At 66.7% G+C, this 13890-nt stretch carries 12 protein-coding genes and 2 pseudogenes; 10 read left to right on the plus strand and 4 right to left on the minus strand.

Going from position 1 to position 13890, the window contains the following annotated elements; genetic code table 11:
- The 4 genes and pseudogenes from Y705_RS23080 to dnaE form a co-directional block, all read left to right on the plus strand.
- Window positions 1-334 (plus strand): annotated as a pseudogene (locus tag Y705_RS23080) (DivIVA domain-containing protein); the annotation flags it as partial.
- A gap of 48 nt (window positions 335-382) precedes the next feature.
- The gene (gene lspA / locus Y705_RS0107485; protein WP_026532408.1) at window positions 383-994 is read left to right on the plus strand and encodes a signal peptidase II; all 612 of its coding nucleotides are present in this window, start codon (window positions 383-385) and stop codon (window positions 992-994) included.
- On the plus strand, window positions 984-1928 hold the full coding sequence (locus Y705_RS0107490) for an RluA family pseudouridine synthase (protein ID WP_049822428.1): 945 nt from the start codon (window positions 984-986) through the stop codon (window positions 1926-1928). Before lspA ends, Y705_RS0107490 begins: the two co-directional genes overlap by 11 nt.
- 116 nt (window positions 1929-2044) lie before the next feature.
- A complete protein-coding gene (gene dnaE, locus Y705_RS0107495; RefSeq protein WP_026532410.1) occupies window positions 2045-5584 on the plus strand; it encodes a DNA polymerase III subunit alpha in 3540 nt (1179 codons plus the stop codon).
- Between the two features lie 12 nt (window positions 5585-5596).
- Here the strand turns inward: dnaE and Y705_RS0107500 are convergent, their stop codons facing one another.
- A complete protein-coding gene (locus Y705_RS0107500) occupies window positions 5597-6112 on the minus strand; it encodes a flavin reductase family protein (protein WP_026532411.1) in 516 nt (171 codons plus the stop codon).
- An 85-nt stretch (window positions 6113-6197) separates the two neighbouring features.
- Between Y705_RS0107500 and Y705_RS18230 the strand changes: the two genes are divergently transcribed.
- From Y705_RS18230 to nrdR, 3 genes are all read left to right on the plus strand, one after another.
- A complete protein-coding gene (locus Y705_RS18230) occupies window positions 6198-6728 on the plus strand; it encodes a hypothetical protein (RefSeq protein ID WP_049822429.1) in 531 nt (176 codons plus the stop codon).
- Between the two features lie 41 nt (window positions 6729-6769).
- The gene (hisD, locus tag Y705_RS0107510) at window positions 6770-8116 is read left to right on the plus strand and encodes a histidinol dehydrogenase (protein ID WP_026532412.1); all 1347 of its coding nucleotides are present in this window, start codon (window positions 6770-6772) and stop codon (window positions 8114-8116) included.
- Between the two features lie 114 nt (window positions 8117-8230).
- The gene (nrdR, locus tag Y705_RS0107515; protein WP_026532413.1) at window positions 8231-8728 is read left to right on the plus strand and encodes a transcriptional regulator NrdR; all 498 of its coding nucleotides are present in this window, start codon (window positions 8231-8233) and stop codon (window positions 8726-8728) included.
- Window positions 8729-8835: 107 nt separating this feature from the next.
- On the opposite strand, the gene ppgK is transcribed toward nrdR, so the two are convergent.
- Window positions 8836-9657 (minus strand): polyphosphate--glucose phosphotransferase, encoded by an 822-nt coding sequence (ppgK, locus tag Y705_RS0107520; protein WP_049822430.1) that lies wholly within the window; start codon window positions 9655-9657, stop codon window positions 8836-8838.
- Window positions 9658-9735: 78 nt separating this feature from the next.
- Window positions 9736-10611, minus strand: a complete 876-nt coding sequence (gene map / locus Y705_RS0107525) for a type I methionyl aminopeptidase (RefSeq protein WP_026532415.1) — start codon at window positions 10609-10611, stop codon at window positions 9736-9738.
- 57 nt (window positions 10612-10668) lie between these two features.
- Here map and Y705_RS21805 point away from each other — a divergent pair, with 57 nt between their 5' ends.
- The gene (locus Y705_RS21805; RefSeq protein WP_155849970.1) at window positions 10669-10830 is read left to right on the plus strand and encodes an SPOR domain-containing protein; all 162 of its coding nucleotides are present in this window, start codon (window positions 10669-10671) and stop codon (window positions 10828-10830) included.
- A gap of 24 nt (window positions 10831-10854) precedes the next feature.
- On the opposite strand, the gene panB is transcribed toward Y705_RS21805, so the two are convergent.
- The gene (panB, locus tag Y705_RS0107535) at window positions 10855-11778 is read right to left on the minus strand and encodes a 3-methyl-2-oxobutanoate hydroxymethyltransferase (protein ID WP_026532416.1); all 924 of its coding nucleotides are present in this window, start codon (window positions 11776-11778) and stop codon (window positions 10855-10857) included.
- A gap of 178 nt (window positions 11779-11956) precedes the next feature.
- On the opposite strand from panB, the gene Y705_RS0107540 reads away from it, so the two are divergent.
- Both Y705_RS0107540 and Y705_RS23085 read left to right on the plus strand, forming a co-directional pair.
- A complete protein-coding gene (locus Y705_RS0107540; RefSeq protein ID WP_026532417.1) occupies window positions 11957-13297 on the plus strand; it encodes a glutamine synthetase family protein in 1341 nt (446 codons plus the stop codon).
- 212 nt (window positions 13298-13509) lie between these two features.
- Window positions 13510-13890 (plus strand): annotated as a pseudogene (locus Y705_RS23085) (bifunctional [glutamine synthetase] adenylyltransferase/[glutamine synthetase]-adenylyl-L-tyrosine phosphorylase); the annotation flags it as partial.

Genomic DNA, 13890 nt, shown 5'->3' on the forward strand with positions numbered 1-13890 from the left:
GGCCGCGTCCGCCGCAGGCGTCCTGGCCATGGCGGAGCGGCTGCACGACGAGTACGTCAATGCCGGGGTCGAACAGCGCGACAAGATCATTGCCGAAGCGCAGAGTGAAGCCACCGGTCTGGTGAGCGACGCCGAGGAGAAGAGCCGACTGACGCTCGGCGCGCTCGAGGAGCAGAAGACGGTCCTCGAGGAGAAGGTGGAGCAGCTCCGCGAGTTCGAGCGCGATTACCGCTCGCGGCTCAAGGCGTACATCGAGGGGCAGCTGCAGGATCTCGATTCCCGCGGCTCGGTTGCCACCGAATCCACTGAATCCACCGAAGTTCCAGAATCCTAGGAAGTACCGCACTGCGGCACGGAACCCGAGCCCGGGCAAGAGAGCACCATGACCGATAGTGGAACACCTGACGCAGGGCAGCCCGGAAAGGCTGCCGGCAGCAGGAGCGCTGCGCGCGGAGGCGGCCGGGCGATGTACCGCATCGTCGCGCTCCTGTGCGCCGCCGTCGCCTATGTCTTCGACCAGCTCACCAAGCTCTGGGTGGTCGGCACCATGACCGAGGGCCAGATCACCCCGGTGCTCCCACCGCTGCTGAACTGGCACTTCATCCGGAACCCCGGGGCGGCGTTCTCCATCGGCACCGAGATCACGTGGGTGTTCACGATCGTGATGGTCCTGGTGTCGATCGCCATCATCACCCAGATCCCGAAGATCGCCTCGAGGGGCTGGGCCGCGGCCCTCGGCCTCGTCCTCGGCGGTGCCCTGGGCAACCTGACCGACCGCCTGGTGCGGGAACCGTCCTTCGCCCAGGGCCACGTGGTCGATTTCATCGCCCTGCCGAACTTCGCGATCTTCAACATCGCGGACTCCGCCGTCGTCAGTGGAGTGGTACTGATCTGCGTGCTCACCCTTCGCGGTATCAACCTGGACGGCTCCCGCACCGGGGACGAAACGGAGACCGAAGGGACGCCGGGCGCGGGGGAACCTCATGAACGTTGAGACGCCGGGCAGGAGCGTCTTCACGGTGCCGGAGGAACTCGGCGGTGCGCGTGCCGACGCCGCGCTCTCGCTGGTCGCCGACGTCTCCCGGTCCGTCGCCGCCTCCTGGTGCAGGGATGGCAGGGTCACCCGGGGCGGTGCGAAGCTTGCCAAGGCCGACCGGGTACTGGCCGGGCACGAACTCGCCGTGATTCTTCCTGAAGCTGTGGATCCGCACCGGATCATTCCCCAGGCCGTCGACGGCCTGGCGATCCTCCTCGACGATGATGACTTCGTGGTGATCGACAAGCCGGTGGGCGTCGCCGCCCACCCGTCCCCGGGCTGGGTGGGACCGACGGTCGTCGGTGCGCTCGCTGCCGAGGGGTACCGGATCTCGACGTCGGGTGCGCCGGAGCGCGCCGGGATCGTCCATCGGCTCGACGTCGGAACCTCCGGCGCCATGGTCGTCGCGAAGACCGAACCGGCCTACACCGCGTTGAAGCGGGCGTTCAAGGAACGGATCGTCGAGAAGGTGTATCACGCGGTGGTGCAGGGTCTGCCCGACCCGCTCGCCGGAACCATCGACGCCCCGATCGGCAGGCACCCGCATGCCGACTGGCGCTTCGCGGTGATGGAGGACGGCCGGCCGTCCATCACGCACTACTCGGTCCTTGAGGCGTTCGGCCGGGCGAGCCTGGTGGAGGTCCATCTCGAAACGGGAAGGACACACCAGATCCGCGTGCACTTCTCGGCGCTGCGGCATCCCTGCGCCGGAGACCTCACCTACGGCGCCGATCCCCGGCTCGCCGCGGACCTGGGCCTGACCCGGCAGTGGCTGCACGCCCACCGGCTCGGTTTCGCCCACCCCCGGACCGGCGAGCCCGTTCTGTGCGAAAGTCCCTATCCCCTCGACCTGGCCTACGCCCTCTCGGCGCTCTCCAGCGGGACTGTCTAGGCCCGCTGATTCCGGGTCGGCGTGGCCCTGCGGCTGCGTTCAAAACGTCAGGCTTCCGGGCGCGGCTGCTGATCCGCCGACAGGGGGACCGGCGTCCGCTGGCCTAGAATGGACAGGTGGTTCTCGCAGCGGCAGCAAATGCATCCTTCGTCCATCTTCACAATCACACCGAGTACTCGATGCTGGACGGTGCCGCTCGGCTGACCGATCTGTTCAGCCACACCGAGGAACTCGGGATGAGCGCACTCGCGACCACCGACCACGGATTCGTCTTCGGGGCGTTCGACTTCTGGAGCAAGGCCCGCACCGCCGGCATCAAGCCCATCATCGGCGTCGAGGCCTACCTGACGCCCGGAACGGCACGCGCAGACCGGACGCGTGTCCAGTGGGGCGGGGGAGGGCGCGACGACGTCTCCGGTGCCGGTGCCTACACCCACATGACACTCTGGTCCGAGTCGACCGAGGGCATGCACAACCTGTTCCGCATGTCCTCGCTGGCCTCCCTCGAGGGCTACCTCTACAAGCCGCGGATGGACCGGGACCTGCTGCAGACCTACGGCAAGGGACTGATCGCCACCACCGGATGCCCCTCCGGTGAGGTCCAGACGAAACTGCGGCTCGGCCTGTATGCCGAGGCCAAACAGGCGGCGTCCGACTTCCGAGACATCTTCGGCGCGGAGAACTACTTCTGCGAACTGATGGACCACGGACTGGACATCGAGCGGCGGGTTAAGACCGACCTCATTCGGCTGGCCTCCGAGCTCGGGCTGCCGCTCGTGGCCACGAACGACCTCCACTACACCCACGCCGAGGATTCCAAGGCCCACGCCGCCCTCCTGTGCGTCCAGTCCGGCTCGACCCTCGCCGATCCCAAGCGCTTCAAGTTCGACGCCGACGAGTTCTACCTCAAGTCCCCGGCCGAGATGCGGGCCATCTTCCGTGACTACCCCGAGGCGTGCGACAACACCCTCCTCATCGCCGAGCGGTGCGACGTCGAGTTCAACACCAAGGCGAACTACATGCCGCGGTTCCCGGTGCCGGAGGGGGAGAACGAGCAGTCCTGGTTCGTCAAGGAGGTCGAGACGGGCCTGGCGTACCGGTACCCCGCAGGGATTCCCGACCACGTGCGCAAGCAGGCCGAGTTCGAGGTGGGCGTCATCACCCAGATGGGCTTCCCCGGCTACTTCCTGGTGGTGGCCGACTTCATCAACTGGGCCAAGGACAACGGCATCCGGGTGGGCCCGGGCCGCGGCTCGGGAGCCGGGTCCATGGTGGCCTACGCCATGCGCATCACGGACCTCGACCCGCTCAAGCACGGGCTGATCTTCGAGCGCTTCCTCAACCCCGAGCGCGTGTCCATGCCCGACTTCGACGTCGACTTCGATGACCGGCGCCGCTCCGAAGTGATCCGTTACGTCAGCGACAAGTACGGCGACGAGCGCGTGGCCATGATCGTCACCTACGGCACCATCAAGGCCAAGCAGGCGCTGAAGGATTCCTCGCGCGTGATGGGCTACCCCTTCTCCACCGGCGAGCGGCTCACCAAGGCCATGCCACCCGATGTCATGGGCAAGGGCCTTGCCCTCGCCGACGTCCACAACAAGGACGCCAAGCGCCACTCCGAGGCCGAGGAGCTGCGCGAGCTGCTGAAGACCGACGCCGAGTCGGCCAAGGTGTTCGAGACGGCCCTCGGGCTGGAGGGCCTGAAGCGACAGTGGGGAGTGCACGCCGCCGGCGTCATCATGTCCTCGGACCCGCTGATCGACATCATCCCGATCATGCGCCGCGACCAGGACGGCCAGATCATCACGCAGTTCGACTACCCCACCTGCGAGGGGCTCGGACTCATCAAGATGGACTTCCTGGGGCTGCGCAACCTCACGATCATCACGGACGCCGTCGAGAACATCAAGGGCAACAAGGACACCGACCTGGTGCTCGAGGACCTCGAGCTCGACGATAAGGCGTCCTATGAACTGCTGGCGCGGGGCGACACCCTGGGGGTCTTCCAGCTCGACGGCGGCCCGATGCGGGCTCTCCTGAAACTCATGCGTCCCGACAACTTCGAGGACATCTCGGCGGTGCTGGCCCTGTACCGTCCCGGCCCGATGGGGGTGAACTCCCACACCAACTACGCGCTGCGCAAGAACGGGCTGCAGGAGATCGAGCCCATCCACTCCGAACTCGAGGGCCCCCTCGAGGAGATCCTCGGTGGGACGTACGGCCTGATCGTCTACCAGGAGCAGGTGATGTCAGCGGCCCAGAAACTCGCGAACTTCAGCCTCGGCCAGGCCGATATGCTCCGCCGGGCCATGGGCAAGAAGAAGAAGTCAGAGCTGGACAAGCAGCAGGCCGACTTCTTCTCCGGCATGAAGGAGAACGGGTACTCGCAGGCTGCGATGGACAAGCTGTGGATCGTCCTCGAATCCTTCTCGGACTACGCGTTCAACAAGGCGCATACCGCCGCCTACGGGCTCATCTCCTACTGGACGGCGTATCTCAAGGCCCACTACCCGGCCGAATACATGGCCGCCCTCCTGACCAGCGTGGGCGATGACAAGGACAAGCTGGCCATCTACCTCAATGAGTGCCGCCGCATGGGCATCACCGTCCTGCCGCCCGACGTCAATGAATCGAGCGTGAACTTCACCCCGGTCGGCAGGGATATCCGCTTCGGCATGGGGGCCATCCGCAACGTCGGCGCCAACGTCGTCGGGGCGATGGTGGGTGCGCGGGAGGAGAAGGGCGCCTTCACCTCCTTCAGCGACTTCCTGCAGAAGGTACCCGCCGTCGTCTGCAACAAGCGGACCATCGAGTCGCTGATCAAGGCCGGTGCCTTCGATTCGCTCAAGCATCCCCGGCGGGCCCTGGCGATGATCCACGAGGAGGCGGTCGATTCGGTCATCGTCCTCAAGCGCAACGAGGCGGCCAACCAGTTCGACCTCTTCAGTGCCTTCGACGATCCGGCCGCCGGAAGCGGGCTGGCGGTGGAGGTTCCGGACCTGCCCGAATGGGAGAAGAAGGACAAGCTCTCGTTCGAGCGGGACATGCTGGGGCTCTACGTCTCGGATCATCCGCTGCAGGGGCTCGAGGGCATCCTCAGCCAGCACGCCGACTCCTCGATCACCTCGATCATCAGCGACGAGGGACCGGCCGACGGCGCCATCGTCACGATCGCGGGCATGATCACCTCGCTGCAGCGCAGGATCGCCAAGAACAGCGGCAATGCCTATGCGCGTGCGGAAGTGGAGGACCTCGCGGGTTCCATGGAGGTGATGTTCTTCGGGCAGGTCTACGGGCCCATCTCGGCGGTCCTCGCCGAGGACCTCATCGTGGTGGTCCGCGGACGCCTGCAGCGCAGGGACGACGGCGCCGTGATGCTCAACGCGCAGGAGCTCAGTGTCCCCGACCTCAGCGAGGGCCATTCAGGGCCCGTGGTGATCTCGATGAACCAGCACAAGGCCACCGAGGCGGCAGTCAGTGCGCTCGGCGACGTGCTGCGCACCCATCCCGGCACCAGCGAGGTGCTCATCCGCCTGAGCAGCTCGCGCAAGATCGAGGTGATGAAGCTCGGCGTCGACCTGCGCGTCAGCCCGACGCCGGGACTGTTCGGGGACCTGAAGGTCCTCCTCGGTCCGGCCTGCCTGGACGCCTAGGCAGTTTTTCCGTCAGATCACATAATCGGTTGCCGCCGGCGTCCCGTAACTCCCGCCGTGATACAGCAGTGGAGCACCGTCGGGCCCGGTGTCGCCGGCCACCACCTCCGCAACCACCACGGCGTTGTTCTCGAAGGAGAGCCTCATGCTGATCCGGCCGATGAGCCAGCCCGCCACGCCATGGAGCACGGGTACCGAGTGCGGGCCAGGCGACCAGTCGTTCCCGCTGAAACGGTCCTTCGACCGGGCAAAGCGATCAGCCAGCGCCTCGTTGTCGGTGCTCATCATGTGGACGCCGACGAAGTTCGTGTTGGCGACGGCGGGCCAGGAGGAGGAGGTGCGGGCCATATTGAAGCTGAACCGCGGGGGATCGGCCGAGAGTGAGGCGACCGAGGTCGCGGTGAACCCGAAGGGGCGTCCTTCGTAGGTGGCGGTGATGATGGCGACACCGGCCGCATGGCGGCGGAAGACCTCGCGGAACGGGCCCTGGAGGGCAGGGGCGCTGACCGCGCCGGACGAGTCGGTCACGAATTACCTCCGAGATAGCGGTGAGATCCAACCTCCACGATAGGCCGGTCCTGGAACCCTCCCGTATTTTGTTAATGTAGAAGTCATGCGTCCACGCCAGCAGCCCGTCGCCGGGGCTTCCCAGTATCCGCCTCCGGTGTACGCGGTGCCCGAGGATCGCACCACCGTCCCGCCCGCCGGAGTCCTGTGGTGGGCCGGCATCACCCTGCTCACCGGCGTGGCCGTCGGCGTGGCGTGGTGGCTTGGCGCGCCGTCGGGTTTCCTGTACGGCGATGGTCTCCAGCCCGAGACCTGGCTGCTGCGGGACCTGACCCTGGCCGCACTGGGGCTGGTCGCCGGCCTCGCCATCGGTGGAATCGTTGCAGCCCGGATGGACGCGCCGGGGCTGGTGCCCCGCGTGGTGACCGTGGTGGCCGGATCAGCTCTGGGTTCGCTGGCCGCAATACTGGTGGGAGAGGGGCTCGCTCTGCTGTTCGGTCCGCACGGCAGTGATGATCTGCCGGGCTCGGTGTTCCTGCTGCATTCGCCGGGTGCCGCCGCGATTTGGCCGGCCACCGTGGCCCTGGTCATTTTCGTCGTATCCCTGTCCTCGCTGGCGCGCACGCGGCGCCGGTAGCCGGCTGCGGAAATGGTGGTGACCGCCGGTAGACTTTCGGCGTGACTTCAACCAGCGATGCTCCAGCGGGGGACGTCTTCCGCACCCTCGACCTCCGCGGTACCGACCTCTCCCCGGGTCAGCTCCGCCGTGCCATGCCCCGTGCCGCACCCAGTGAGCATTCCTCCGAGACCGTGGTCGCGGGGATCATCGGCGACGTCCGTACGCGCGGGTTCGCTGCCCTGACTGAGCTCGCCGCGCGGTTCGACGGCGTCGAACAGGTGCACCCCCGGGTGCCGGGCACCGTGATCGAGAATGCACTGCAGTCTCTGGACCCCGGAGTGCGGGCCGCACTCGAGGAGTCGATTGCCCGGGCGAGGGTGTTCGCCGGCGCGCAGAAGCCCACCGACGTCGACGTCGAGATCAGCGAGGGCGCCCGGCTCACCTCCCGGTGGGTGGCGGTCGACCGCGTGGGGCTCTACGTACCGGGAGGTCTCGCCGTCTACCCGTCGTCGGTGGTCATGAACGTGGTTCCGGCGCAGGCCGCCGGCGTGGCATCGCTCGCACTGGCGTCACCCCCGCAGAAGGAATTCGGCGGATGGCCGCACCCGGTCATCCTTGCCGCGGCAGCGATGCTCGGCATCGACGAGGTCTACGCCATCGGCGGTGCCCAGGCCGTGGCTGCCCTGGCCTACGGCGTCGCCGGGTCCGACGCCGGAACCGCCATCGAACCGGTGAACGTCGTCACCGGTCCCGGGAACATCTTCGTCGCGACCGCCAAGCGGCTGGTGAGGTCGGTGGTGGGCATCGATTCCGAGGCAGGCACCACCGAGATCGCCGTGCTCGCCGATGGCACAGCGGACCCCGCGCTCGTTGCGGCGGACCTGGTCAGCCAGGCCGAGCACGATCCGGAGGCGGCGTCGGTCCTCATCACGGATTCCCCCGCGCTCGCCGAGGCCGTGCGCCGCGAGCTGTCCGTCCGCTGTCGCGCGACGAAGCATTCCGAGCGGGTCCGCACTGCGCTGGCCGGCCCCCAATCCGGAACCATCCTGGTGGACGACCTGGACCACGGTGTGCGCGTGTGCAACGCGTATGCGGCCGAACACCTGGAGATCCAGACCGCCGACGCCGAGACCGTCGCTGCCCGTATCCGCAGCGCCGGGGCCGTCTTCATCGGAAAATACACACCTGTCAGCCTCGGGGACTACTGCGCAGGGTCGAATCACGTCCTGCCGACGGCGGGAACGGCGTCGTTCGCTTCGGGCCTGAACGTGACGACGTTCCTACGGACGGTGCAGTTCGTCTCCTACAGCAGGGACGCTCTGCAGGAGGTCCGGCAGCACATCACGGCGCTGTCCACCGCCGAGAACCTGCCGGCCCACGGTGAAGCGGTGGACGCCCGTTTCTAGGCGGAGAACACCAGATGTAGTAATTGCATGCTTGTAGTTTCACCAGATGTAGTCCTACACTTGACCTGATACGACTGACCAGTGCGACAAAGCAGAGGAAAGCGGGCCTGGCACATGTATTGTCCCTACTGCCGCAATCCTGACTCGCGCGTCGTCGACAGTCGCCTGGCCGACGACGGCTCGGCGATCCGGCGTCGGCGCCAATGCCCCCAGTGTGCGCGGCGTTTCACCACCGTGGAGACCACGAGCCTGAGTGTCGTCAAACGATCGGGAGCAGGAGAGCCGTTCAGCCGGGGCAAGATCATCAACGGAGTCCGCAAGGCCTGCCAGGGCCGTCCCGTCACCGAGGACGACCTCGCGCTGCTGGCGCAGGAGGTCGAGGAAACGGTGCGCGCCAGCGGTGTCGCGGAGATCGACGCCCATGAGGTGGGTCTTGCGATCCTCGGCCCGCTCCGCAAACTCGACCAGATCGCCTACCTCCGTTTCGCCAGCGTCTACCAGGGATTCGAATCCCTCGAGGATTTCGATGAAGCGATCTCCCTCCTCCGCCACCAGTCCGAGGAGAGCCAGCGCGTTCCCACGGGTGCGCAGCGCCCGCTGACGGCGCGCTAGTCGGAGGACCCGTCTGAGAACGCTGCCTGGATCCGGCCGATCACTGAATACCTGCCCGCTGACGCGGCGCCGCTAAACGGCAGCGGCTGGGCAGCGGCGCCCCGTCGCTATGCCTTCTTCGGCTCCAGCAGGATAGCGGCCTGCAGTGCTCCGCCGACGATTCCCGCCTGGTTCTTGAGCTGTGCCGGGATGATGGGAGTGCGGAGCTTCAGGCCCGGCAGGTAGTCCCCACTGCGTTTGGAGATTCCCCCGCCAACGATGATGAGCTCAGGGGAGAACAGGAACTCCACGTGCGAGAAGTACCGCTGGAGCCGGACCGTGTATTCGTTCCACCCGATGCCGTCGCGTTCCCGGGCGACCGCCGACGCCTTGGTTTCAGCGTCGTGACCGTCGATCTCGAGGTGGCCGAGCTCCACGTTCGGGACGAGCCTGCCGTCGAAGATGAATGCGGACCCGATTCCGGTGCCCAGCGTGATGACCAGGACCGTGCCCAGTTCGCCCTTGCCCGCCCCGTAGCGGACCTCGGCGAGACCGGCGGCGTCGGCGTCGTTGATCACGCGCACATCCCGCCCGAGCACCTTCGTGAAAAGGGCGTCCACGTCGGTGTCGACCCAGCTCTTGTCGACGTTCGCCGCCGAGCGCGCCACCCCGTGCTGGATGATGGCGGGGAACGTCACTCCCACAGGCACGTCCTCCGACGGCCCTTCGGGCCGTGAACTGAGCTCCGCCACGATATCGGCGACCACGGCGGCCACAGCCTCGGGGGTGGAGGGCTTCGGCGTCGGAACGCGGTAACGGTCGCCCACGATCACGCCTTTTTCAAGGTTGACGATGCCGCCCTTGATGCCCGTGCCTCCGATGTCGACGCCGATGACGGTGGCAGGCATCGTCTTCTTGCCGGGTTTCTTCTTCTCGATGTCCTTGGGCATTTTTCTCCAGAGGTGGGTGGTCGGCTGTGGGCCGAGGGATGTATCGGGCTGCTGGGGTGATGCGGGCGGGAGGATCTGCTAGGGCTCGGTCAGGATTTCCGCGCCGCGGTCGGTCACCAGCAGTGTGTGCTCGAATTGTGCGGTGCGCTTGCGGTCCTTCGTGACGACGGTCCAGTCGTCCGGCCACATGTCCCACTCGATGGTGCCGAGGGTGAGCATTGGTTCGATGGTGAACACCATTCCCGGCTCGATGACGCGGTTGTAGGCGGGCGCTGCGTCGTAGTGGGGGATGATCAGCCCCGTGTGGAACGCCTCGCCGACCCCGTGCCCGGTGAAGTCACGCACAACACCATAACCGAACCGGCGCGCATAGGACTCGATGGCGCGGCCTATGACGTTGATCTCGCGTCCCGGCGCCACGGCGCGGATGGCCCGGCTGAGCGACTCCTGCGTGCGCTCGACGAGGAGCCGGGACTCCTCATCGACGTCCCCGATGAGGAAGGTGTAGTTGGTGTCGCCATGCACGCCGTCGAGGTAGGCGGTGATGTCGATGTTGAGGATGTCGCCCTCCCGGACCACGGTGGAGTCCGGAATGCCGTGGCAGATCACCTCGTTCAACGATGAACACAAAGATTTCGGGAACCCGCGGTACCCGAGGGTGGAGGGGTACGCGCCGTGGTCGAGGAGGAACTCGTGCCCCACCCGATCCAGTTCATCAGTGGTGACTCCCGGTACCGCGTGTGCACCGACTTCCACGATGGCCTGAGCCGCGACCTTGCTGGCTCGCCGGATCTTTTCAATGGTCTCAGCGCTCTTGACCTCGGAACCCGTGAATTTCGCCGGCGCTGCGCGTCCCACATATTCGGGGCGGGCGATGTCCTTCGGCACGGACCGCAGGGGGCTCACCGTGCCGCGTTCGAGTACTCCAACGGGTGCATCTGCAGAGGAAGGCATACCCTTGATCCTATAGGCGAGGCCGGTAAGGCGAAGGAAAAACGTGGAAGGAGCATCATGAGCGAGTACTGGTTCAACGTCCGCACCCACGAGGTGGAGGTCGACGCGCAGTCCGACTGGTCACAGCTCATCGGGCCCTACGAAACGCGGGCAGAGGCCGAGAAGGCCCTCGAGAAGGTCGAACAGCGGAACAAGGCCTGGGAGGCCGAGGACGACTGAACTCCTGAAGAAGGGGCCGCGCTGCTAGAAGGAGTGCTCCGGGCCGGGGAAAGCGCCGGTCCGGACCTCCTCGGCATAGGACCGTGCGGCGTCGGAGAGGACGCTCCGCAGATCGGCATACTGCTTGACGAACCGGGCCTGATTTCCGCCGCGGAGACCTGCCATGTCCTGCCACACCAGCACCTGGCCGGTGGTGGACGGTCCCGCGCCGATACCGATCGTGGGTACCTGAACCGCGGCGTCGACGTCGGCCGCCGCCTGCGCCGGCACCATTTCCAGGAGGATGCTGAAGGCTCCGGCATCGGCGAGCGCGACGGCGTCGTCGAGGATCCGCTGTGAAGCATCGCCGCGGCCCTGCACGCGGTAGCCGCCGAGTGCATGCTCGCTCTGCGGTGTGAAGCCGATATGGGCCATGACGGGGATGCCGGCCTTGACCAGCGCCCGCACCGTCTCCGCGTATTCCGCGCCGCCCTCCATCTTGACGGCGTGGACGAGGCCTTCCTTGAGCAGCCGGACGGCGGACTGCACCGCCTGTTCGGGGGAGACCTCGTAGCTGCCGAAGGGAAGATCGGCCACCACCAGGGCATACCGGGCTGCAGTGCTGACGGCCCGGGAGAAAAGGATCATCTCATCGAGAGTGATCGGGAGCGTGGTGGCATGCCCCAGCACGTTGTTCGCGGCTGAGTCCCCGACGAGCAGCACCTCGATGCCGGCCTCGTCGAAGAGCTGGGCGGCGTACTGGTCATAGGCGGTGAGCATCGCGAACCGCCGGCCCTCGGTCTTCGCCTGCTGAAGGTGGTGGGTGCGGATCCGGCGCGGACGGGACGCCGTGTGCTGCGGATCAGCGGCCGGCGTCGAAGCGCCCGGGCCGTACGGGGCTGGAATCTCGGTGGTATTCCCGGTGGTATTCCCGGTGGTATTCCCGGTGGAGGTCTCTGCGGAGGTCATAGTCGAGAGCCTAGCGGAGGAGTGGAACGGTGCCGTCCCGGGATTGAAGGCGGGTAACCCCGCCGTAACATCCGGGCGTCATAATGTTCCGGTCCGGTGGAGGGGATTCGGTGTCCGCTGTCGCTAGAGTGAAGATGGGATCGAAGCGCCGTGAAAGCGGCAGAAAAGTGGGTTGTTCATGGATCGGCAGCAGGAATTCGTACTGCGCACCATCGAGGAGCGGGACGTGCGCTTCGTCCGACTGTGGTTCACCGACGTCGTCGGTTCGCTGAAGTCAGTGGCGCTGGCGCCGGCCGAGGTCGAGGGTGCCTTCGAGGAGGGCCTCGGGTTCGACGGCTCATCGATCGAAGGCCTCGCTCGGGTCTTCGAATCCGACATGCTGGCGCAGCCGGACCCCTCGACCTTCCAGATCCTGCCCTGGCGCGGCGACAAGGAACAGACTTCACGGATGTTCTGCGACATCCTCACCCCGGACGGGCAGCCCTCCACTGCCGATCCGCGCGGCGTCCTGAAGAAGACACTGGCCACCGCGGCCGACATGGGATTCACCTGCTACACCCACCCGGAGATCGAGTTCTACCTCCTCGAATCGGACGAACTGGGACCCGACGGCCAGCCCGTCCCCGTGGACCAGGCCGGCTACTTCGACCACGTTCCCGGGGGGGTTGCGCAGGACTTCCGGCGCACCGCCGTCGCCATGCTCGAATCCGTGGGCATCTCCGTGGAGTTCAGCCACCACGAGGCCGGGCCCGGGCAGAACGAGATCGACCTGCGGTACGCCGATGCGCTCCAGACCGCGGACAACATCATGACGTTCCGGACCATCATCAAGGAGGTGGCGCTGACCCAGAACAGCTACGCCACCTTCATGCCGAAACCGTTCTCGGAGCATCCGGGCTCGGGCATGCATACCCACTTCTCGCTGTTCGAGGGCGATACCAACGCGTTCTTCGAGGCAGGAGCCGAGTTCCAGCTCTCGCGCACCGCCCGGCAGTTCATCGCGGGCATCCTGCGCCACGCCCCCGAATTCACTGCCGTCACCAACCAGTTCGTGAACTCCTACAAGCGCCTGTGGGGCGGGGGAGAAGCTCCCAGCTACCTCTCCTGGGGCCACAACAACCGCTCGGCCCTGGTGCGTGTACCCCTGTACAAGCCGAACAAGGGCCAGTCCGCCCGCATTGAGTACCGCGGCATCGACTCGGCCAGCAATCCGTATCTGGCGTACTCGGTGCTGCTCGGTGCGGGACTCAAGGGCATTCAGGAGGAGTACGAACTGCCGCAGGGCGCCGAGGACGACGTCTGGAGCCTCACCGCGGCCGAGCGACGCGCAATGGGCCATGATCCCCTTCCCGCGAGCCTTCACGATGCAACGCGGGCCATGGAGGAGTCCGAACTGGTCGCCGAAATCCTGGGGGAGCAGGTCTTCGAGAATTTCCTGCGGAACAAGCGTGCCGAGTGGCATGACTACCGCATCCAGGTGACCCCCTACGAACTTCGCCGCAACCTGGGGATCCTCTAACGGAACGCGCCCAGGGAGTCGGTGGACCGAGCTCCAACGGGAAACTGATCAGCTCCGGGTTCACCGACCTCGAGCAGAGCAGGCGGTTCCTCGCTGCCCCGGAACTCGACGGGATCGACGAGGGAATCCTGTTCGACGCCCTTGCATCCTCCGCCAGCCCCGACCTCGCCCTGCAGTCCTGCGTCCGCCTGCTGGCCGCACACCCGGAAGCGGTGTCCCTCATCACGGGGGACACCGCGCGCTGCACGGCACTGTTCCGGCTCCTCGGGGCATCCGAGGCGCTCGGTGAGTTCCTCATGCGCCACCCGGAGCACCTCGACGTCGTTCAATCGCCTCCCGGAAGCCTGCCGCAGGTCGACGACCGGTCGCTGCGTGCCTCCCTTCTGGAAGCCGTTGCGGCGGATCCCGGGAATGACAACCCCATGGCGGGGATCACCGGCACCGAGGCGCACCAGCGCCTGCGGACGACGTACCGGCGGCACCTGGCGGATCTGGCCGTGCGCGACCTGTCGGCTCCGTCGCCCGTCGACTACCTGCCCGCGGTCGGCAGGGAGCTCGCGGACCTCGCAGCGGCGGCGCTCGAGGCGTCGCTC

The organism is Arthrobacter sp. H41 (assembly GCF_000520535.1).
Classification (GTDB): domain Bacteria; phylum Actinomycetota; class Actinomycetes; order Actinomycetales; family Micrococcaceae; genus Arthrobacter_D.